The sequence below is a fragment of the Mycoplana sp. MJR14 genome, assembly GCF_029210525.1.
Classification (GTDB): Bacteria; Pseudomonadota; Alphaproteobacteria; order Rhizobiales; family Rhizobiaceae; genus Mycoplana.
In genome coordinates, this window is sequence record NZ_JARGEO010000004.1 from 433,507 (window position 1) to 452,608 (window position 19,102).

18 protein-coding genes are annotated in these 19,102 nt (G+C 66.2%); 6 read left to right on the forward strand and 12 right to left on the reverse strand.

Annotated elements, in window-relative coordinates:
- Nucleotides 1–15 precede the first annotated feature (15 nt).
- From P0086_RS12605 to P0086_RS12615, 3 genes are all read right to left on the reverse strand, one after another.
- Nucleotides 16–774: a metallophosphoesterase family protein gene (locus P0086_RS12605; RefSeq protein WP_275786189.1), complete on the reverse strand. Its 759-nt coding sequence runs from the start codon at nucleotides 772–774 to the stop codon at nucleotides 16–18.
- Nucleotides 775–819: 45 nt separating this feature from the next.
- A complete protein-coding gene (locus P0086_RS12610; protein WP_275785898.1) occupies nucleotides 820–1,659 on the reverse strand; it encodes a DUF6030 family protein in 840 nt (279 codons plus the stop codon).
- Nucleotides 1,660–1,758: 99 nt separating this feature from the next.
- Nucleotides 1,759–2,685, reverse strand: coding sequence for a LysR substrate-binding domain-containing protein (locus P0086_RS12615; protein ID WP_275785901.1), 927 nt, complete (start codon nucleotides 2,683–2,685; stop codon nucleotides 1,759–1,761).
- 111 nt (nucleotides 2,686–2,796) lie between these two features.
- On the opposite strand from P0086_RS12615, the gene P0086_RS12620 reads away from it, so the two are divergent.
- The 3 genes from P0086_RS12620 (at nucleotide 2,797) to P0086_RS12630 (ending at nucleotide 6,777) form a co-directional block, all read left to right on the forward strand.
- The gene (locus tag P0086_RS12620; protein WP_275785904.1) at nucleotides 2,797–3,939 is read left to right on the forward strand and encodes an iron-containing alcohol dehydrogenase; all 1,143 of its coding nucleotides are present in this window, start codon (nucleotides 2,797–2,799) and stop codon (nucleotides 3,937–3,939) included.
- Between the two features lie 15 nt (nucleotides 3,940–3,954).
- Nucleotides 3,955–5,454 carry an aldehyde dehydrogenase family protein gene (locus P0086_RS12625; protein ID WP_275785907.1) on the forward strand — a complete coding sequence of 500 codons (1,500 nt, stop codon included), beginning with the start codon at nucleotides 3,955–3,957 and terminating at the stop codon, nucleotides 5,452–5,454.
- A gap of 201 nt (nucleotides 5,455–5,655) precedes the next feature.
- On the forward strand, nucleotides 5,656–6,777 hold the full coding sequence (locus tag P0086_RS12630; protein ID WP_275785909.1) for a mandelate racemase/muconate lactonizing enzyme family protein: 1,122 nt from the start codon (nucleotides 5,656–5,658) through the stop codon (nucleotides 6,775–6,777).
- Between the two features lie 296 nt (nucleotides 6,778–7,073).
- Here the strand turns inward: P0086_RS12630 and P0086_RS12635 are convergent, their stop codons facing one another.
- The 8 genes from P0086_RS12635 to P0086_RS12670 form a co-directional block, all read right to left on the reverse strand.
- A complete protein-coding gene (locus tag P0086_RS12635) occupies nucleotides 7,074–8,798 on the reverse strand; it encodes an ABC transporter substrate-binding protein (protein WP_112595363.1) in 1,725 nt (574 codons plus the stop codon).
- A 69-nt stretch (nucleotides 8,799–8,867) separates the two neighbouring features.
- Entirely contained in the window at nucleotides 8,868–9,287 is a 420-nt protein-coding gene (locus P0086_RS12640) for a DUF2160 domain-containing protein (RefSeq protein ID WP_275785912.1), read from the reverse strand.
- Nucleotides 9,287–10,183, reverse strand: coding sequence for a carbohydrate ABC transporter permease (locus tag P0086_RS12645; RefSeq protein WP_275785915.1), 897 nt, complete (start codon nucleotides 10,181–10,183; stop codon nucleotides 9,287–9,289). The genes P0086_RS12640 and P0086_RS12645 overlap by 1 nt, the downstream gene beginning before the upstream one ends.
- Nucleotides 10,184–10,193: 10 nt before the next feature.
- A complete protein-coding gene (locus tag P0086_RS12650) occupies nucleotides 10,194–11,060 on the reverse strand; it encodes a sugar ABC transporter permease (protein ID WP_112595359.1) in 867 nt (288 codons plus the stop codon).
- 3 nt (nucleotides 11,061–11,063) lie between these two features.
- Nucleotides 11,064–12,134 carry an ABC transporter ATP-binding protein gene (locus P0086_RS12655; RefSeq protein WP_275785918.1) on the reverse strand — a complete coding sequence of 357 codons (1,071 nt, stop codon included), beginning with the start codon at nucleotides 12,132–12,134 and terminating at the stop codon, nucleotides 11,064–11,066.
- Between the two features lie 10 nt (nucleotides 12,135–12,144).
- Nucleotides 12,145–13,221, reverse strand: a complete 1,077-nt coding sequence (locus tag P0086_RS12660; RefSeq protein WP_275785921.1) for an ABC transporter ATP-binding protein — start codon at nucleotides 13,219–13,221, stop codon at nucleotides 12,145–12,147.
- Nucleotides 13,222–13,260: 39 nt separating this feature from the next.
- Complete coding sequence (gene glpD / locus P0086_RS12665; protein ID WP_112608574.1) at nucleotides 13,261–14,778, reverse strand: glycerol-3-phosphate dehydrogenase; 1,518 nt, start codon at nucleotides 14,776–14,778, stop codon at nucleotides 13,261–13,263.
- Between the two features lie 106 nt (nucleotides 14,779–14,884).
- Nucleotides 14,885–15,652: a DeoR/GlpR family DNA-binding transcription regulator gene (locus P0086_RS12670; RefSeq protein ID WP_275785927.1), complete on the reverse strand. Its 768-nt coding sequence runs from the start codon at nucleotides 15,650–15,652 to the stop codon at nucleotides 14,885–14,887.
- 140 nt (nucleotides 15,653–15,792) lie between these two features.
- On the opposite strand from P0086_RS12670, the gene P0086_RS12675 reads away from it, so the two are divergent.
- Both P0086_RS12675 and P0086_RS12680 read left to right on the forward strand, forming a co-directional pair.
- A complete protein-coding gene (locus P0086_RS12675) occupies nucleotides 15,793–16,563 on the forward strand; it encodes an SDR family oxidoreductase (protein WP_275785930.1) in 771 nt (256 codons plus the stop codon).
- Nucleotides 16,564–16,707: 144 nt separating this feature from the next.
- A complete protein-coding gene (locus tag P0086_RS12680) occupies nucleotides 16,708–17,064 on the forward strand; it encodes a metalloregulator ArsR/SmtB family transcription factor (protein WP_112595351.1) in 357 nt (118 codons plus the stop codon).
- Between the two features lie 39 nt (nucleotides 17,065–17,103).
- On the opposite strand, the gene P0086_RS12685 is transcribed toward P0086_RS12680, so the two are convergent.
- Nucleotides 17,104–18,099, reverse strand: coding sequence for an MDR family oxidoreductase (locus P0086_RS12685; RefSeq protein ID WP_275785933.1), 996 nt, complete (start codon nucleotides 18,097–18,099; stop codon nucleotides 17,104–17,106).
- Between the two features lie 100 nt (nucleotides 18,100–18,199).
- On the opposite strand from P0086_RS12685, the gene P0086_RS12690 reads away from it, so the two are divergent.
- Nucleotides 18,200–19,093: a LysR family transcriptional regulator gene (locus P0086_RS12690; protein WP_112614633.1), complete on the forward strand. Its 894-nt coding sequence runs from the start codon at nucleotides 18,200–18,202 to the stop codon at nucleotides 19,091–19,093.
- Nucleotides 19,094–19,102 lie beyond the last annotated feature (9 nt).

Genomic DNA, 19,102 nt, shown 5'->3' on the forward strand with positions numbered 1-19,102 from the left:
GATTTCGGGGGCGGGTCAGACGAACCTTGCCCCCGTCCCGTCGACCCTCAGCACGGTCAATCGGCCGGTGGCGAAGCAACCCGTGTCGATGCCGATCCGGCCCGGTGCGAGGTCGGGCTCGGCGCTCGGCGTGTGGCCGTGCACCACGATCAGCGGCAGTCCGGGCCCGTCGGTCAGGAACGGCTCGCGGATCCAGATGAGGTCCTCGTCCTCCTGGTCTTCGAGCGCGATCGCCGGCCTCACGCCGGCATGGACGAAGAGATAGTTCCCGACGTGCAGGAAGACCGGCAGCGCGGCGAGGAACGCCAGGTGCGCCTGCGGAACGGTGCGCATGAGCCCGGCCCCCTCCCGCCACAGGACCTCCTCCGGGTCGATGCCATAGGATTGCAGCGTCACTGCGCCGCCGAAATTCGGCCCGAGCCAGTACATGGAGCCGGCCGGGTCTTCCAGGAAATTCAGGAACGTGTCGTCGTGATTGCCGCAAAGGGCGATGCGGGCGAGGCCGTCGTCGTGCGGCTTCGTCAGGTGATCCAGGACGGCGGCCGACTGCGGGCCGCGGTCGACATAGTCGCCGAGATAGACGACCAGGGCCGCCCCACCCGACCGCCGCGCCACATCCTGGCGGATCCGTGCTTCAGCCGCGACGAGCTGGTCGTAGCAGCCGTGGACGTCGCCAACGGCATAGATGGCCGGCGGCGGCCCCTCCAGGCGCAGCCTGCGCCTGGCGCGATGGCGGACCGGGATTTCGACGAGGCGGTATGACGACGATTGCATCGTCACAGCTTAGTTCATCATGCGCTTTGGGAGAACGCGTTTCCGTCACTTGCGGTCGGCCATCGGCTGCTCGGGCATCGGCAGCCACTGGTCGCGGTTGAAGTAGTCCGGCAGGTAGGTGTTCTTCGGCCGGGTGCGGTCCGGCGTGATGGTGAAGTTGTAGCGCGGCGTCTCTCCGAATTCCCGCTTCAGCTGGAAGCGGTTGCCGAACACGACGATGTTGAAGTCCTTCAGCGCCCGGATGTTTTCTGCGACTTCCGGCACGTCGCTCCAGCGCAGTTCCTTGAAGAAGATGTCGATCGCGGCGATGGCGGCGTCGGTCAGGGCGGTACGGCTCCTGTCGTTTTCGAGATTCAGCTTGATCCGGAAGGAGCTGAAGCGCTCCTCGTCGTTGCCGCGGATGGAGAGATAGGCCGACGTCTTTGCGCCGTCGCCGTCACCTTCGGCGGGAAACTCCCGCAGGGAGGTGCATTCCCAGCCGCCGCCGGCCAGACCCTCCTGCCAGCCGCCGCTGGCGAAGCCTGCGGGCTCCATCGCCTCGCAAAGCTGCCTGGGGTCGCGGCGCACCGGGCGGGTGAACTTCGTCTCCATCGGGGCGATGCGCGACACCAGCCTCTCGGGGATCTCCACCCGCGGCCGGGGGATCCGGTTGCCGCGGATCTCGTAGGACCGCGGCTCCCGCGCCACCTGTTGCGATCGGATGGCGGGATAGCCGAAATGCTGGAGCAGCCTGTTCAGGTTGCGGTAGTCGTTGGCGAGCAGCACGGTCGCCGCGATGGCAGAGAGGATGCCCAGCGTCAGCAGCGCAAACAGGAACTTGCCGGATCTGCCCTTCTCACGGTCCGCCATGCCGCCAATGACGTTGCCCGATCGCTGCGCGGTCACCGGACCGGTTCGGGCCGGTCGGCCGGTGGCGCCGGGATTGCCGGCGTCCGGTGATAGGGCACAACGGGGCATCCGGCAAGCGTCAGAAAGAGGGGGTGGTCAGGCCTCGGTCCCGGCTGCGGCCTCCTCCGGTGCGGCCAGCGCCGCGTGCAGGTCGAGGACGTCCTGCGGCGAGGTACGGAAACGCGGCAGGCCGAGATAGTAGCCGTAGCCGGTCCTGAGGCTTCTGGAGCCGAGGGTGACCAGCCGTCCTTCGCCCAGCGCCTCCCGCAGAAGACCGAGGCTGCCGAGCGCTACGCCGTCGCCGCGGACTGCGGCGTCCACCGCCATCAGATAGGTCGAGAAGGTGAAGCGCGGCCGCGCCGCCCTTGCCTCGGCCTGTGCGCCGAGCCGGTCGAACCATTGCCGGAACGAGACCCAATTGGCGTTGAAGCGGTCGTAGTCGATCAGGTCGAGCCTTGCGAGCTCCGGCAGCGTAAGGGTGGCCGGATCGTCGATCCCGCGGCTTCGCAGGTATTCAGGGGCTGCGACCGGCGCCAGCTCCTCGGCGAGAAGGGGGGTCAGCAGCCAGCGGGGATGCTCGCCGAGACAGTAGAGGATCACGAGGTCGTTGTTCTCCGAGGCGAGATCGGACGGACTGTCGGAGGTGAGCAGGCGGATCGACAGGCCGGCATTGGCCTTGCCGAATTCGCGCAGCCGCCGGCCGAGCCAGAGATGGGAGACCGAACCGCTGGCGGCGATGGCGATCGTCTGCCCGGAACTGCCGCGGAACGGCTCCAGGCTCTCCTCCAGATAGTCCAGCGTGGCGCGGATGCGCTGGAACAGCCGTTCGCCGCCCGGCGTCAGTTCCAGGTTCTTGCCGCGGCGGACGAACAGGTCGGCGTTCAGATGGCCCTCCAGCCCCTTGATGCGGCGGCTGACGGCGGCCTGGGTGATGTTCAGTTCGCGGCCGGCGCGCGAGAAGTTCATGTGCCGGCAGGCTGCGTCGAAGACGCGGAAGGCTTCGAGCGGGATCTTGTCGAGCATGGCCTTATCATGACTTGAAGTTATCGAAATTGCCGAAAATTCGATGGATTTGAAAATATCAGATCGTGATGCAGGGTAAAGTCCTGGAGTCATCGGCATCAGGAGCCGCCCGTGCAGTTCACCACGTCCTTCGTTCCCGAAATCCGCTTCGGCAACAATCTCCACGAGACCGTCGGCAAGGCGGCCGCCGGCCTCGGCGCCAGGCGGGCGGCGATCGTGGTCGATGGCTTCCTGGCGCAGGCCGGGCTCGCCGATGGGATCGCCGCGCAGCTTGCAAAAGAGGGGATCGACAGCCGGACTTTCTCGGGCTTTTCGGGCGAGCCGAAGCTGAAGCACGTCCGCGAGGCGACGGCCGTCGTCACCGGATGCGACCTCGTGATCGGCGTGGGGGGCGGATCGGCGCTGGACATCGCCAAGATCGCGGCCTGCTGCGCGGCCTCCGGCAAGGATGCGATGCACTACGCGCTGGCCGCCAACCCGTTGCCGGAAAATCCGCTGAAGAAGATCCTCGTGCCGACGACCGCCGGAACCGGCTCGGAGACCTCGGCCACGAACATCTTCGCAAGTGCGGAGGGCAAGAAGCTCTGGATCTGGGGGCGGGAGACGAAGGCGGATCTGGTGCTGCTCGATCCGGTGCTGACGGCGACGCTGCCTTCGAACCTGACGGCCTGGTGCGGCCTCGACGCCTTCATCCATGCCTTCGAGGCGGCGACGAACCGGAACACCCATGCCGGCGGCCAGTTCTATGCGCACGCGGCGCTGAAGCTTCTCTCCGGGGCGCTGGAGACGGCGGTCAGGGAGCCGCAGAACCTGGAGGCGCGGGGGCAGGTGCTGCTCGGCTCCTGCTATGCCGGTGTGGCGATCGACAATTGTGGCACGGCGGTCGCCCACAACATCAGCCATGCGCTGGCGGGGCTCGCGCCGGTCCACCACGGGCTTGCGACCGCGCTCGGCTTCGAGGCCACGCTCGGCTGGCTGGTCGAGGCGGACACGCCGGAGCTGAATGCGGCCGCCCGCGCCTGCGGCCTCGGTTCGGCATCCGAGCTGCCCGCCTTCGTTTCGAACCTGATGGACCGCACGGGGATCGAGCGTGCCTTGCCGAAAGCCTTTGCCGGCCACGATGCCCCGGCACTGGCCGGCGAGATGCGCGCGCCGGAGAACCAGCCGATGCAGCGCGCGACGGTCCGCGAGATTTCCGATGCCGACATCGATGCGTTCGCCCGGCGCATCATGGCGCTGCCGAAGACGCTCTGACATTCGAGGTGAGACATGACCACGCATTTGAGCCGTGACCACTGGGAGAAGCTGCTCGCCGGTCTGACGCTGGAGGGGCGCCACTTCATCGACGGCGAATTCCAGCCGTCTGTTTCCGGCGAGACCTTCACCCGCATCCGGCCGATGGACGGCAGGCCGGGCGGCACGCTCTCGCGCGGGAACGCCGCCGATGTCGATGCTGCCGTCGCCTCGGCGCGGGCCGCGTTCGCAAGCGGCGTCTGGCGCCACAAGGAGCCCGGCGAGAAGAAGAAGATCATGCTGACGTGGGCGGAGCTGATCCGCGCCCATGGCGAGGAACTGGCGATGCTCGAGACGATCGACGTCGGCAAGCCGGTGATGGCCTCGCTCCATGTCGACGTGCGCCTCTGCGCCGACGGCATCCAGTACTACGGCGAGATGATCGACAAGATGTACGACGAGATCGCACCCACCGGGCCGAAGGCGCGGGCGCTGGTGCGGAAGGTGCCGCTCGGCGTCATCGGCGCGATCACGCCGTGGAACTACCCGATGATCATCGACGCCTGGAAGCTCGGACCGGCGATCGCCGCGGGCAATTCCGTGGTGCTGAAGCCGGCCGAGCAGTCGTCGCTGTCGGCGCTGCGGCTGGCAGCACTTGGCCACGAGGCCGGCCTGCCGGCCGGGGTGCTGAACGTCGTCACCGGCTACGGCGAGGAGACCGGCAAGCCGCTGGCGCTGCACATGGACGTCGACATGATCGCGTTCACCGGCTCGACCGAGGTCGGCAAGCTGATCATGGGCTATGCGGCGCAATCGAACGTCAAGCGGGTGGCGCTGGAGCTCGGCGGCAAGTCGCCGCTCGTCGTCTTCGCGGACGCCGATCTCGATGCGGCCGCCTCGGCCGCCGCCTGGGGCTGCTTCTACAATTCCGGCGAGACCTGCCATGCCTCGACGCGGCTTCTGGTCCAGCGTTCCGTCCAGGACGAGCTGATCGCGAGGATCAGGGACGTCACCGAGCGCGAGATCGCGCTCAGGCATCCGCTCGATCCGTCCGCCCAGATCGGCGCGCTGATCGAGGAGGCGCACATGGAGAAGGTGCTTTCCATGATCGCCGCCGGCGAACGGGAAGGCGCGCGCCGCGCCTTCGGCGCCGAACGGGTGCTTTCGGAGACCGGCGGCTACTATGTCTCGCCGGGCGTCTTCGTCGACATGACCAACGACATGAACCTGGCGCGGCAGGAGATCTTCGGGCCGGTGCTGGCGGCCATTCCGTTCGATACGGAGGAGGAGGCGCTCGCCATCGCCAACGACACGATCTACGGTCTCGCCGGCGCCGTCTTCACCAGGGACATGGACCGGGCGCACCGTTTTTCGGAAGGCCTGCATGCGGGTACGGTCTGGATCAACACCTACGACATGTCGACCTTCGCAACCCCCTTCGGCGGCTTCAAGCAATCCGGCTTCGGGCGCGACCGGTCGGTGCATGCGATCGACAAATATTGCGACTACAAGACGATCTGGCAGCAGTTCGGGTGAAACATGACTTGCCGTCGCACGGGCGCCTGCCCCTCACCCTGGCCCTCTCCCCGCAGGCGGGGAGAGGGGACGTGGCAAACCCTAGTTCTGGTGGGGGTAGCAAGGGCGCGGTGGTCGCCCTTCTCCCCGTTCACGGGGAGAAGGTGCCGGCAGGCGGATGAGGGGCCGTGGGATGCCAACAGACAAGAGGGAAGAGACAGCATGAGCCGCATCGTTTCGATCGAGATTTCCCACCATCGCCTGCCGCTGGACCCGCCGTTCAAGGCGAGCTGGGACGGCCGGCCGCGCCGGCATTTCGACGCCACGATCGTGCGCGTGCGCGACGACGAGGGGCGCGAGGGCATCGGCTCGGGCGATCTGATGAAGGGCTTCGAGGGGCACGAGGACCTGTTCGTCGGCCAGGACCCGCGTCATCTCGAGCGGCACTACGAGGTGCTGTCACACATCAATTTCCACTATGGCCGCTGCTGGCCGCTGGACCTGGCGCTTTGGGATCTCTCCGGCAAGATCACCGGCGAGCCGGTCTGGCGCATGCTCGGCGGCCGCGCCGACCGGGTGCGGCTCTATGCGTCCTCCGGCGTGCTGCGCGAACCCGCCGCCATGGCCGACCAGGCGGAGCGCTACCTTTCGGAGGGTTTTCCGGCGATGAAGGTGCGCTTCTCCTCGTCCGCCGGCGGTCGCGACGGCTGGCGCGACGACGTGAAGGCGCTGGAGGCGATCCGCGCCCGCGTCGGCGACCGGCTGGAGCTGATGGTCGACTGCAACCAGGGTTGGCGGATGCCCTGGGATACGACGCTGCCCTGGACCTTCAAGGACGCGCTGGCGGTGGCGAAGGAGCTGGAGCGGCTCGGCATCTACTGGATGGAGGAGCCGCTGTTCCGCGCCGACCGCAAGGGCATGAAGGCGCTGAAGGAGGCGACCTCGGTGCGGATCGCCGGCGGCGAGATGACCCGCGAGCTCTACGAGTTCCGCGACATCATCGAGGAGCGGGCCTTTGACGTGATCCAGCCGGACGTGGCGCTCGTCGGCGGCATCACCGGCTGCCGCAGGCTGGCCTACCAGGCGCGCGAGGCGGGCGTGACGTTCACGCCGCACAGCTGGACGAACGGCATCGGCGTGCTCGCCAATGCGCACCTGACCGCCGGCTGCGGCGACGCGCCGTTCCTGGAATATCCCTACGATAATCCCGAGTGGAGCGAGGCCCGGCGCGACTATCCGATGGTCCGGCCGCTGCAGCACAAGGATGGTTGGCTGGAGCTCGGCGAGGCGCCCGGGCTCGGCGTCACGCTCGACGAGGATCGGCTCGGGGCGACGCGGATCTAGAGCGGCCGAGACATTCGCAAAATCGGCCCGATCCGGCGCCTGCCAGTACCGCCGGCGGCAGTCGCCGGCCGGTGGGGCGCGTGCGGCGGTGTTCCTGGGTCCTGCGACACGGTGCCTTCAATGTGACCGCACCGGACGCCACAATGCGCCGCCGCTGCAGATTCTATCCGAACCAGGACGTAGGCGCCGGTTCAGGATTTCACCGGACTCGCTCAAACGAAAGCCGCCCGGAAGTTTCCCTCCGGGCGGCGTGTTCGTCAGGGCTCAGGTCCGCGGTGAGCCCCGTCCTCGTCCGATCAGTTCGTCTGCCAGCTCTTGACGAGCTCGTCGTAGTTGACGGTGATCGGCTTTTCCTTCTCGTTCTCGATCTTCAGCTGCGGAGCGAGGTTGCCCTTGGAAACGGCGTCCTTGTTCCAGTACTCCAGATCGTGCTCTTCGGCGAGCTTCGGACCCATGTCGCCCATGACGCCGGCGCGCTCGAGGCGCTCCAGCACCTTCTCCTGCTCGGCGCAGAGCGAGTCCATCGCTTCCTGGGCGGTCTTGGCGCCCGAGGACGCGTCGCCGATCGCCTGCCACCACAGCTGCGCGAGCTTCGGGTAGTCCGGGATGTTCGTGCCGGTCGGCGACCACTGGACGCGGGCCGGCGAACGGTAGAACTCGATCAGGCCGCCGAGCTTCGGCGCACGATCCGTGAAGCTCTTGTGCTGGATCGTCGACTCGCGGATCAGCGTCAGGCCGACATGGCTCTTCTTGACGTCGACGGTCTTGGAGGTGACGAACTGCGCATAGAGCCAGGCGGCCTTGGCGCGGTCGTCCGGCGTGGACTTGAGCAGGGTCCAGGAGCCCACGTCCTGGTAGCCGAGCTTCATGCCGTCCTTCCAGTAGACGCCGTGCGGGCTGGGGGCGAAGCGCCACTTCGGCGTGCCGTCCTCGTTGACCACCGGAAGACCCGGCTTCACGAAGTCCGCGGTGAACGCGGTGTAGGTGAACATCTGCTGGGCCACCTCGCCCTGGCTCGGGACCGGGCCGGATTCGGAGAAAGTCATGCCCTGGGCTGCGGCCGGCGCATAGGCCTTCAGCCACTGCAGGTATTTCTCGATCGAATAGACCGACGCCGGGCCGTTGGTGTCGCCGCCGCGGGCGACGCACGAGCCCACCGGACGCGACTGGTCATCGACCTTGATACCCCACTCGTCGACCGGCTTGCCGTTCGGGATGCCCTTGTCGCCGTTGCCGGCCATCGAGAGCCAGGCGTCGGTGAAGCGCCAGCCGAGCGAGGGGTCCTTCTTGCCGTAGTCCATGTGGCCATAGACCTTCTTGCCGTCGATCTCGCGGCCGGTGAAGAATTCGGCGATGTCCTCATAGGCCGACCAGTTGACCGGCACGCCGAGGTCGTAGCCGTACTTCGCCTTGAAGTCGGCCTTGTTCTTCTCGTCGTTGAACCAGTCGTAGCGGAACCAGTAGAGGTTCGCGAACTGCTGGTCGGGCAGCTGGTAGAGCTTGCCGTCCGGAGCGGTGGTGAACGAGGTGCCGATGAAGTCGGCGAGGTCGAGGCCCGGGTTGGTGACGTCCTTGCCCTCGTTGGCCATGAAGTCGGTCAGCGAACGCGCCTGCTGATAGCGCCAGTGCGTGCCGATCAGGTCGGAATCGTTGACATAGGCGTCGTAGATGTTCTCGCCCGACTGCATCTGCGTCTGCAGCTTCTCGATGACGTCGCCTTCGCCGATCAGGTCGTGCGTGATCTTGATGCCGGTGATGTCGGAGAAGGCCTTGGCCAGCACCTTGGATTCGTATTCGTGCGTGGTGATCGTCTCGGACACGACCTTGATGTCCATGCCGGCGAAGGGCTTGGCGGCGTCGATGAACCACTGCATCTCCGCCTCCTGGGCGGCGCGATCGAGGGTCGACATGTCGCCGATCTCGGCGTCGAGGAATTTCTTCGCCGCCTCCATGTCCGCGAATGCCGTGCCGGTGAAGGCGAGCAGCATGGCTGCCGTAGTCGTCAGAAGATGCCTTCGCATAGTGTCCTCCCTGGGGTTTGCGAATGCGGGTTGAAGGATCGGGACCCCGGTCCTTCGAGCTTGGATGCGTCAGACGTAGCGGAACACGCCGATGGCGTAGACCACGCACAAGGCGAGTGCCCACCACAGGTTGGGGCCGACCAGCCCCAGCCATGCGAGATTGATGAATGCCGAGCCGAGCAGCGAGATGAACAGGCGATCGCCGCGCGTCGTCTCGAAGCGCAGGATGCCGACGCGCGGATGTCCGCCCGGCCGCGCATATTCCCACACCGCCATCAGCGCCAGCAGCGTGAAGATGCTGAGAAAGAACATCGCGGTCGGAAACGACCAGGCCATCCAGCCGCCGGGGACGAGCGGGGCGAACCAGTCGCGGTCGCCGTCCTTGACCGGCAGCGACAGCACCAGCATTCCGGTCGCAAGCGCATAAATGAGCAGCACGGCGAGCAGGGCCAGCGGCCAGCGGCTGTTGTTGTTCGTGGTTACGGCCATCATACCCTCCCGAGCGCGAAGCCCTTGGCGATGTAGTTGCGGACGAAGTAGATGACGAGCGCACCGGGGATGATGGTGAGCACGCCGGCTGCGGCCAGCACGCCCCAGTCCATGCCCGAGGCCGAAACCGTGCGCGTCATCGTGGCGGCGATCGGCTTGGCGTCGGTCGTCGTCAGCGTGCGGGCGATCAAAAGCTCGACCCAGGAGAACATGAAGCAGAAGAAGGCGGCGACGCCGATGCCGGAGGCGATCAGCGGCACGAAGATCTTGCCGAAGAATTTTGGGAACGAATAGCCGTCGATATAGGCGGTCTCGTCGATCTCCTTCGGCACGCCCGACATGAAGCCCTCGAGGATCCAGACGGCGAGCGGCACGTTGAACAGGCAGTGGGCGAGCGCGACGGCGATGTGCGTGTCGATCAGGCCGAAGGCCGAATAGAGCTGGAAGAAGGGCAGGGCGAAGACCGCCGGCGGCGCCATGCGGTTCGTCAAAAGCCAGAAGAACAGGTGCTTGTCGCCGAGGAAGCGGTAGCGCGAGAAGGCGTAGGCCGCCGGCAGCGCGACGGCGACCGAGATCGCCGTGTTCATCACCACGTAGATGATCGAGTTGATGTAGCCGGAATACCAGGCGGGATCGGTGAAGATCACCGCATAGTTCCTGAGCGTCGGGCTCTGCGGCCACAGCGAGAAGGTGCCGGTGATCTCGGTGTTGGTCTTGAAGCTCATGTTGACGAGCCAGTAGATCGGCAGCATCAAGAACACGATGTAGAGGGTCGGCACGATCCAGCCGAGGTTGCGGCGCGGGGCTTCCTCCAGCGCGATCGTGTGTGTCCGTGCGGGCGCGGTGGCCGTTGCGGTTGCGGGGGCGGATGTCTCTGTCTGAACGCGGGCGGTCATCGTTTCCTCCTCACGCCTGTTCGTCGCTGCTGGTCATGACCGTGTAGAAGATCCACGACAGCAGCAGGATGATGAGGAAGTAGATGATCGACATGGCCGCGGCCGGGCCGAGGTCGAACTGGCCGATCGCCATCTTGACGAGGTCGATCGACAGGAAGGTGGTCGAGTTGCCGGGACCGCCGCCGGTGACGACGAAGGGTTCGGTATAGATCATGAAACTGTCCATGAAGCGCAGCAGGAAGGCGATCAGCAGCACGCGCTTCATCTTCGGCAGCTGAATGTAGCGGAAGACGGCCCAGCGCGAGGCGCCGTCGATCTTGGCGGCCTGGTAGTAGGCCTCGGGGATCGAGACGAGACCGGCATAGCAGAGCAGCACGACGAGGCTCGTCCAGTGCCAGACGTCCATGACGATCAGCGTCATCCAGGCGTCGAAGACGTCGTTGACGTAGTTGTAGTCGAAGCCGAGCGCCTTCAGGGTGAAACCGAGCAGGCCGATATCGACGCGGCCGAAGACCTGCCAGATCGTGCCGACGACGTTCCACGGGATCAGGAGCGGCAGCGCCATCAGCACGAGGCAGACCGGCACGCCGAGGCCCTTCTTCGGCATGTTCAGCGCGATCAGGATGCCGAGCGGGATCTCGATCGACAGAATGATCGCCGAGAACAGCAGGTTGCGGCCGAGCGCCTCCCAGAAGCGGTCGGAATGCAGGATCTCGACGAACCAGTCGGTGCCGGCCCAGAAGAACTGGTTGTTGCCGAACGTGTCCTGGACCGAATAGTTCACCACCGTCATCAGCGGGATGACGGCCGAGAAGGCGACCAGCAGCAACACCGGCAGCACCATGAACCAGGCCTTGTTGTTCCAGGTTCTCTCCATGGCTCAGGCCTCCCTGCCGACGCGCCAGCTGTCGGCGTAGATGTTGACGGCGGACGGATCGAAGGTGACGCGCGGATCGGCGGGGATCTCGCCGTCTTCCGGGACGACGATCGCGATCGGCCGGCCGGCGAATTCGGCGCGGACGATCTTCTGCCGGCCGATGTCCTCGACCTTGTTGACGCGGACATGCATGCCCTCGCGGCCGAGGCGGATGAATTCGGGGCGGATGCCGAGCTCGGTCTTGGCGCCTGCGGCGACCTTCGGGCTGTAGTCCAGCGCGATCGTGTCGGTGCCGAGCGACACCCGGCTGCCGTCGATCTGCGCCGGCAGCAGGTTCATGCCCGGGGAGCCGATGAAGTAGCCGACGAAGGTGTGGCTCGGCCGCTCGAACAGCTCGGCCGGCGTGCCGATCTGGACGATCTGGCCGTCATACATGACGACGACCTTGTCGGCGAAGGTCAGCGCCTCGGTCTGGTCGTGGGTGACGTAGACCATGGTGAAGCCGAACTGGCGGTGCAGCTTCTTCAGCTGCGAGCGCAGGATCCACTTCATGTGCGGATCGATGACCGTCAGGGGCTCGTCGAAGAGGATGGCGTTGACGTCGTTGCGCACCAGGCCGCGACCGAGCGAGATCTTCTGCTTCTGGTCGGCGGTCAGCCCGCGCGCCGTCTTCTTCGCCCAGCCGGAAAGGCCGATCATTTCGATGATCTCGGTGACGCGCCGATCGACCTCCGGCTCCGGGACGCGCCGGTTGCGCAAGGGGAAGGCCAGGTTGTCGTAGACGGTCATCGTGTCGTAGATCACCGGGAACTGGAACACCTGGGCGATGTTGCGCTGCTGGGTCGAAAGCCGGGTCACGTCCCTGCCGTCGAACAGGATCTTGCCATCGGAGGGCTGCAGCAGGCCGGAGATGATGTTCAGCAGCGTGGTCTTGCCGCAGCCGGAGGGACCGAGCAGCGCATAGGCGCCGCCATCGTTCCATTCGTGATGGACCTCCTTCAGGGCGTAGTCGGCTTCCGACTTCGGCTTCTCGCCGTAGGCGTGGCGGATATGTTCGAGATTGATGCGTGCCATGGCTTTCTCCTCAGGCCGCCGCCGGGCGGGCGATCGCCCTGCCGTCCGGTGCGAACGCCATCAGGTGGCGCGTGTCGACATAGACGGTGATCGCGGCGTCCGGCTCGATGTCGTGGATGCCGGGCGCGAGCATGACCCAGCGCGTATCGGCGAACTCGACATGGACGAAGCTTTCGGAACCGGCGATCTCCGAGATCGCCGTGCGGACCGTCACCGGGGCGGCGGACGCCGATTGCGGGCTCAGCGCCAGGTGATGCGGCTGGAACGCGACCGTGCAGGGGCCGTCCGGAATGCCGCGCAGATGGGCCGGGACCGACAGGACGCGCTCGCCTTCCAGCACGAAGTGCCCGTTCGCCTTGGTCAGCGCGAAGGTGTTCAGCGGCGGATCGGCGAAGGTCTCCGCCGTGATCAGGTCGACGGGGCGGCGATAGACGTCGATGGTGGGGGCGAACTGGGTGATGCGCCCCTCCGACAGCGTTGCGGTATTGCCGCCGAGCAACAGCGCCTCGGACGGCTCGGTCGTCGCATAGACGAAGATCGCGCCGGAGGCGGCGAAGATCTTCGGCAGCTCCTCGCGCAACTCCTCGCGCAGCTTGTAGTCGAGGTTCGCCAGCGGCTCGTCGAGGAGGACGAGGCTGGCATTCTTGACGATGGCGCGCGCCAGCGCCGTGCGCTGCTGCTGGCCGCCGGACAGGTTCAGCGGCGTGCGGTCGAGATAGGGCGTGAGCTTGAGGAGGTCGGCGGCCTTGCGCACCTCGCGGTCGATCGTCGCCTGGTCGGCGCCTTTGATGCGCATCGGCGAGGCGATGTTCTCGTAGACCGTCATCGCCGGATAGTTGATGAACTGCTGGTAGACCATGGCGACGCTGCGGTCCTGCACGCGCAGGCCGGTGACGTCCTTGCCGTCGAACCAGACCGAGCCGAAGGTCGGCTTGTCGAGGCCGGCCATCAGCCGCATCAGCGAGGTCTTGCCGGATAGTGTCGGGCCGAGCAGCACGTTCAGCGACCCGCGCTCGAGCACGAGGTTGGTCGGGTGGATATGTGTCTCCCCTCCCACAACCTTCGCGGTGTCTTTCAGTTCAAGCATTCATGTCTCCAATGCTCCTCCCAGCCATTGGAAGCCCCGTCAGTTCGGGGGTCGCAACGCCTTCGTCATGTAGTCTTCAAGTGCGTCCGCCTCGGCGGCCGTCAGGTGCAGCCCGCGCTTGGTGCGGCGCCACAGCACGTCCTCGGCATGGTGCGCCCATTCCTCCGCCATCAGCCAGCGGACCTCGACTTCGTAGAGATCGCTGCCGAAATGGCGGCCCATGTCTTCGATCGTCCTCGCCTGGCCCAGAAGCTGCGATGCCCGCGTGCCGTAGAGGCGGACCAGCCGGCGTGCGTGGGCGGGCGCGAGAAAGGGATAGCGCTTCGCCAGCCGGGCGACCTCCGCGTCGAATTCGCCGACGCCGAAGTCGCCGCCCGGCAGGCGCGATCCGGCCGTCCACTTGCGCCCCTTTTCGCCGATCGCTTCGCCGATCTTCTCCAGCGCCGATTCCGCCAGCCGGCGGTATGTCGTGAGCTTGCCGCCGAAGACGTTGAGCAACGGTGCCTGGTGGCTGTTGCCGTCCGTCTTCAGGACGTAGTCGCGGGTCGCTTCCTGCGCCTTGCTGGCGCCGTCGTCGAACAGCGGGCGGACGCCGGAATAGGTCCAGACGATGTCGTCGCGTTTGACCGGCTCGACGAAATACTCGCTCGCCGAGCGGCAGAGATAGTCGATCTCCTCGTCGCTGATCCTAGCATCGCGCGGATCGCCCTCATAGTCGCGGTCCGTCGTGCCGATCAGGGTGAAATCGTCCTGATAGGGAATGGCGAAGATAATGCGGCCGTCGGGGTTCTGGAAGAAATAGGCGCGCGGGTCCGAGAACTTCTTGCGCACGACGATGTGGCTGCCCTGCACGAGGCGGACATTGTGCACGTCGTTCTGGCCGAAGGCGCCGGCAAGCACCTTGTCGACCCAGGGGCCGCTGGCATTGACCAGCATGCGCGCCTTGACGACGTCGCGCTTGCCGGAGGCGACGTTCTCGGTCTCGACGTCCCAATGGGCGTTTTCGCGGCGGGCGGAGACGACGCGGGTGCCGACGCGGATGTCGGCGCCGCGGTCGGCCGCGTCGCGCGCGTTGAGCACGACGAGGCGGGCATCGTCTACCCAGCCGTCGGAATATTCGAAGGCCTTGTCGAACAGTTTCTTCAGCGGCTTGCCGGACGGGTCGCTGCGCATGTCGAGGGTGCGCGTCGCCGGCAGAAGCTTGCGGCCGCCGATGTGATCATAGAGGAAGAGGCCGAGGCGGATCAGCCAGGCGGGGCGGATGCCGGCCTTGTGGAAGGGCAGCACGAAGCGCATCGGCCAGATCACGTGCGGCGCCATGGCCCACAGGATCTCGCGCTCCATCAGCGCCTCGCGCACCAGCCGGAATTCATAGTGCTCGAGGTAGCGCAGGCCGCCGTGAATGAGCTTGGTGGAGGCGGACGAGGTGCCGGAGGCGAAGTCCTTCATCTCGGCCAGGACGACGGAATAGCCGCGGCCGGCCGCGTCACGGGCGATGCCGCATCCGTTGATGCCGCCGCCGATTACGAAAATGTCCCTGACCGCGTCGTCCGTCACGTTTTCCCCTTCGATTTCGCAGCGCACAATTTTGCGCAATTGCGAAAGCTATGGAAGTTAAAACGAAAATTTTCCGAATGTCAAACGAATGTGGAGGGAAAGTCGATCAGCCGCCGGAGGTTTCCATCAGGCGCACGTCCTGGTCGAGGCAGATGGCGCGGATATTGTCGAGGGGACAGCGGTCGGTGATGAAGGTGTGGACCTGGGAGAGGTGGCCGATGCGCACCGGAGCGGTCCGCTCGAACTTGGTGGAATCGGAGACCAGGATCACGTGGCGGGCATTGGCGATGATCGCCTGGGCGACCTTCACTTCGCGGTAGTCGAAGTCGAGAAGCGCGCCGTCATGGTCGATCGCGGAGACGCCGATCACGGCATAGTCGACCTTGAACTGGCGGATGAAATCGACGGCCGCCTCGCCGACGATGCCCCCGTCCGTGCCGCGGACCACGCCGCCGGTGATCACCACCTCGATCGACGGGAAGCCGCGCAACCTGTTGGCAACATTGATGTTGTTGGTGATGACCATCAGTTCTTTGTGGTCGAGCAGCGCTTCGCCGACGGCCTCGGTGGTCGTGCCGATATTGATGAAGAGCGAGGAATTGTCGGGGATCATGGCGGCGGCGGCCTGGCCGATCGCCTGCTTTTCCGCCGCCGCGATCGACCGGCGGGCCTCGTACTTGACGTTTTCGTTGCCGCTCGGAAAGAGCGCGCCGCCATGGATGCGCGTCAGCGCCTTGTTGTCGCAGAGATCGTTGAGGTCCTTGCGGATCGTCTGCGGGGTGACCGAGAACCGCGTCGCCAGATCCTCGACGAGCACGCGGCCCTCCGTCTTGGCAAGCTCCAGGATCTCCGCTTGCCGGCCTGTCAGAAACATCGGTTCCTCCCCGCACTTTCGTTTTGGTTCATCATATGCAAAAACGAAAGCATCGCAATTCTCCTTCCGCGGTCTGTTGGTGGGCGCGGGCATTTTTGTGATATTTCGTGTTGGCTGCGTATCGATTGGGGGAGATCGCCATGTTCCATCCGGCCTTGTTCAAGGGCGCCAATGTCGTCGTCACCGGCGCCGGCCGCGGGATCGGCCTGGAGGTCGCACGGCAGTTCCTGGATTGCGGGGCGCACGTGCTCCTGCACGGCGGCCGCACGCCGCTCGATCCCCTGCCGGACTTCCTGGAGGAAGCGATCGAGGAGGCCCGCGCACACATCGTCTACGCCGATTTCCTCGCGCCGGAAGGCGTCGCCGCGGTGGTCCGCCACGCCGACAGCGTGTTCGAGGCCGTGCACGTTCTGGTCAACAATGCCGGCACGATGGTCGGCCGGTTTCCGGCCGGGTCGCTGACGGACGAGCAGTACGAGACCGTCGTGCGCCTCAACCAGACCTCGGTGATGGAGGTGACGCGCGGGCTGCTGCCGGCGTTGCGGCGGGCCGGAACGGCTGCGATCGTCAACACCGTGTCGATCTCGGCGCTGACGGGCGGCAGCCCCGGCTCGGCGATCTATTCGGCGACCAAGGCGTTCGTGTCGACCTATTCCAAGGCGCTGGCGCGCGAACTGGCGCCCGACGGCATCCGCGTCAACTGCGTCTCGCCCGGAACGATCACCACCGATTTCCACGAGCGCTATTCGACGCCGGAGAAGCTGGAGGCGACGCGCAAGTCGATCCCGCTGCAGCGGCTCGGCACCGCGCAGGATTGCGCTCCCGCCTATCTGTTCCTCGCCTCCAATGCGCTGTCAGGCTACGTTACCGGCCAGGTGCTGGAAGTGAACGGCGGCCAACTCATCTGCTGAACGGCTGATGCGGATCGGCAACGCTGCGGCGGAAATGTGGCTGCCGGCCCGGGCCTCCACCGTTGTGCCTTGTTTTTGACGAACAAGAACACTCTGCGATTCGGTTTGATGCGATCGGAGCTGCATCTGGCGTCGGGAGTTTAAATGAGGCAGTTCAGCGAGCCGGGTGCGGAGCCGGGCGCAAGTTTCGACCTGTTCGTCAATCAGGCCAGGAAGGCGAGCCGCTTCCTGAAGGCGCTGTCGCACGAGACGCGGCTTCTGATCCTCTGCCTGCTGACCGACGGCGAGAAGACGGTCGGCGAGATCGAGGAGATCCTCGACCTGCCGCAGGCGGTGGTGTCGCAGCAGCTGGCGCGCCTGCGCCAGGACCAGCTCGTCGTCACGCGCCGCGATGGCCGGCAGGTCTACTACCGGCTCGCCAACGAGCAGGTCATCGCGGTCATGGGGACGCTCTACGACGTCTTCTGCCGGCCGCTGATGGCGCGCGAGCAGGGTGTGTGAACCCCGTCGGCACGGCAGCCACGCCGCCTGTATCCAGGCCTATCGGCGGACATCGATGACCACGCGACCCCGGACCTTGCCGTCCAGCACGGCGGGCGCCAGCTGCGGCAGGTCGGCGAGGCCGTGCTCGCTCACCATGTCGTCCAGCTTGTCCAGCGGCAGGTCGGTGGCGATGCGGCTCCAGGCATCGCGGCGCTCATCGCGCGGCCGCATCACCGAATCGATGCCGAGCAGGCTCACGCCGCGCAGGATGAACGGGATCACGGTGAAGGAGGGGATGGCGGCGCCGCCGGCCAGGCCGATCGAGGCGACCGCGCCGTCGTACTGCACCTGCTTGAGGATCCGCATCAGCATGTCGCCGCCGACGGAATCGATCGCGCCGGCCCAGCGTTCGGATTCCAGCGGCTTGGTCGAGGCCTCGGCAAGCTCGGCGCGGTCGACGATCGTGTCGGCGCCCAGTTCGCGCAGGTAGGCTGCCGCTTCCGGCCGGCCGGTGACGGCTGCGACGCGGTAGCCGAGGCGGGCGAGAATGGCGACCGCGACGGAGCCGACGCCGCCGGCCGCGCCCGTCACCAGCACCTCGCCGCGGGGCGGCGAAACACCCGCCTTCTCCAGCGCGATGACCGCGAGCATCGCCGTCAGGCCGGCGGTGCCGATCGCCATCGCCTCGCGGGGCGTGAGCGCCTTGGGCAGCGGCACGAGCCAGTCGCCCTTGACCTTGGCGCGGGTGGCGTAGCCGCCCCACCAGGTCTCGCCCACGCGCCAGCCGGTCAGCACGACCTGGTCGCCGGGGCGGAACCTGGGATCGGCGGAGGCCTCGACCGTTCCGGCGAAATCGATGCCGGGCACGTGCGGGAAGCTGCGCACCAGGCCGCCCTTGCCGGTGATGCACAGCCCGTCCTTGTAGTTCAGCGTGGAATATTCGACGGCGACCGTCACCTCGCCATCCGGCAGGCGGTCGTCGGCAAGCTCCTGCACCGTGGCCGAGATCGTGCCGTCTTCACCCTTCTCCACGAGGAGTGCCCTGAATGTCATGCCGTGCCTCCCTTCCCGCTCTTCCTTCTTCATCTATAGGACCTGCCCGGTTTGTCGCGCCACCGTTCTTTTGTATGAAGGGAGCGGGGAGTGGCTGCGAATGATCGACAAGCTGGAATATTTCATCGCGCTGGCGCGCGAGCGGCATTTCGCCAGGGCCGCGGAGGAGCTCGGCATATCGCAACCGACGCTGTCGGCGGCGATCCGCCAGCTGGAGGAGCAGCTCGGCGTCGTGCTCGTCAATCGCGGCTCGCGCTTCCAGGGGCTCACGCCGGAAGGGCAGCGGGTGCTGGAATGGGCCCGGCGGATCGTCGGCGATGCGCGCACGATGCGCGAGGAGATGCGCGCGGCGCGAAAGGGGCTTTCCGGCCATATCCGCCTGGCCGCCATCCCGACGGCGCTCGCGATGGTGCCGCGGATCATCGCGCCCTTTCGGGAAAAGCACCCGGACGTCACCTTCTCGGTGCTGTCCGCCAATTCACTCCAGATCCTCAGCCTTCTGGAAAACCTGGAGATCGATGCCGGGCTCACCTATCTCGAGAACGAGCCGCTCGGCCGCGTGACCAGCGTCCCCCTGCATCTGGAGCACTATCACCTGATCACGGCGAAGCACGGTCCACTCGCCGATCGAGAAAGCGTGACCTGGCGGGAGGTGGCCGATCTTAGTCTTTGTCTATTGACCGCGGACATGCAGAACCGGCGGATCATCAACAGCCACTTCGCCGAGGCGGGTGTCGGCGTGACGCCGACGCTCGAATCGAACTCGATGATCGTGCTTTTCTCCCACGTCAGGACGGGCCGCTGGTGCAGTATCATGCCGCGGAATGTGGCGCTTTCCTTCGGATTTCACGACGAGATCAACATCATCCCGATCGTCGACCCGGCGCCCCATCACGTCGTCGGACTGGTGGCGACCCACCGTGAGCCGTTCACGCCGCTGGTGTCGGCGCTGCTGCACGAGGCGCGCCTGCTGGCCGAGCAGGAGATGAATTGATAGGAATTT

Excerpts from the sequence above, each read along its gene's own strand:
- P0086_RS12605 (WP_275786189.1), bottom strand. The coding sequence starts at position 774 with ATGCAATCGTCGTCATACCGCCTCGTCGAAATCCCGGTCCGCCATCGC.
- P0086_RS12615 (WP_275785901.1), bottom strand. The coding sequence starts at position 2,685 with ATGCTCGACAAGATCCCGCTCGAAGCCTTCCGCGTCTTCGACGCAGCC.
- P0086_RS12625 (WP_275785907.1), top strand. The coding sequence starts at position 3,955 with ATGACCACGCATTTGAGCCGTGACCACTGGGAGAAGCTGCTCGCCGGT.
- P0086_RS12630 (WP_275785909.1), top strand. The coding sequence starts at position 5,656 with ATGAGCCGCATCGTTTCGATCGAGATTTCCCACCATCGCCTGCCGCTG.
- P0086_RS12635 (WP_112595363.1), bottom strand. The coding sequence starts at position 8,798 with ATGCGAAGGCATCTTCTGACGACTACGGCAGCCATGCTGCTCGCCTTC.
- P0086_RS12640 (WP_275785912.1), bottom strand. The coding sequence starts at position 9,287 with ATGGCCGTAACCACGAACAACAACAGCCGCTGGCCGCTGGCCCTGCTC.
- P0086_RS12645 (WP_275785915.1), bottom strand. The coding sequence starts at position 10,183 with ATGACCGCCCGCGTTCAGACAGAGACATCCGCCCCCGCAACCGCAACG.
- P0086_RS12650 (WP_112595359.1), bottom strand. The coding sequence starts at position 11,060 with ATGGAGAGAACCTGGAACAACAAGGCCTGGTTCATGGTGCTGCCGGTG.
- P0086_RS12655 (WP_275785918.1), bottom strand. The coding sequence starts at position 12,134 with ATGGCACGCATCAATCTCGAACATATCCGCCACGCCTACGGCGAGAAG.
- P0086_RS12660 (WP_275785921.1), bottom strand. The coding sequence starts at position 13,221 with ATGCTTGAACTGAAAGACACCGCGAAGGTTGTGGGAGGGGAGACACAT.
- P0086_RS12670 (WP_275785927.1), bottom strand. The coding sequence starts at position 15,652 with ATGTTTCTGACAGGCCGGCAAGCGGAGATCCTGGAGCTTGCCAAGACG.
- P0086_RS12675 (WP_275785930.1), top strand. The coding sequence starts at position 15,793 with ATGTTCCATCCGGCCTTGTTCAAGGGCGCCAATGTCGTCGTCACCGGC.
- P0086_RS12680 (WP_112595351.1), top strand. The coding sequence starts at position 16,708 with ATGAGGCAGTTCAGCGAGCCGGGTGCGGAGCCGGGCGCAAGTTTCGAC.
- P0086_RS12685 (WP_275785933.1), bottom strand. The coding sequence starts at position 18,099 with ATGACATTCAGGGCACTCCTCGTGGAGAAGGGTGAAGACGGCACGATC.
- P0086_RS12690 (WP_112614633.1), top strand. The coding sequence starts at position 18,200 with ATGATCGACAAGCTGGAATATTTCATCGCGCTGGCGCGCGAGCGGCAT.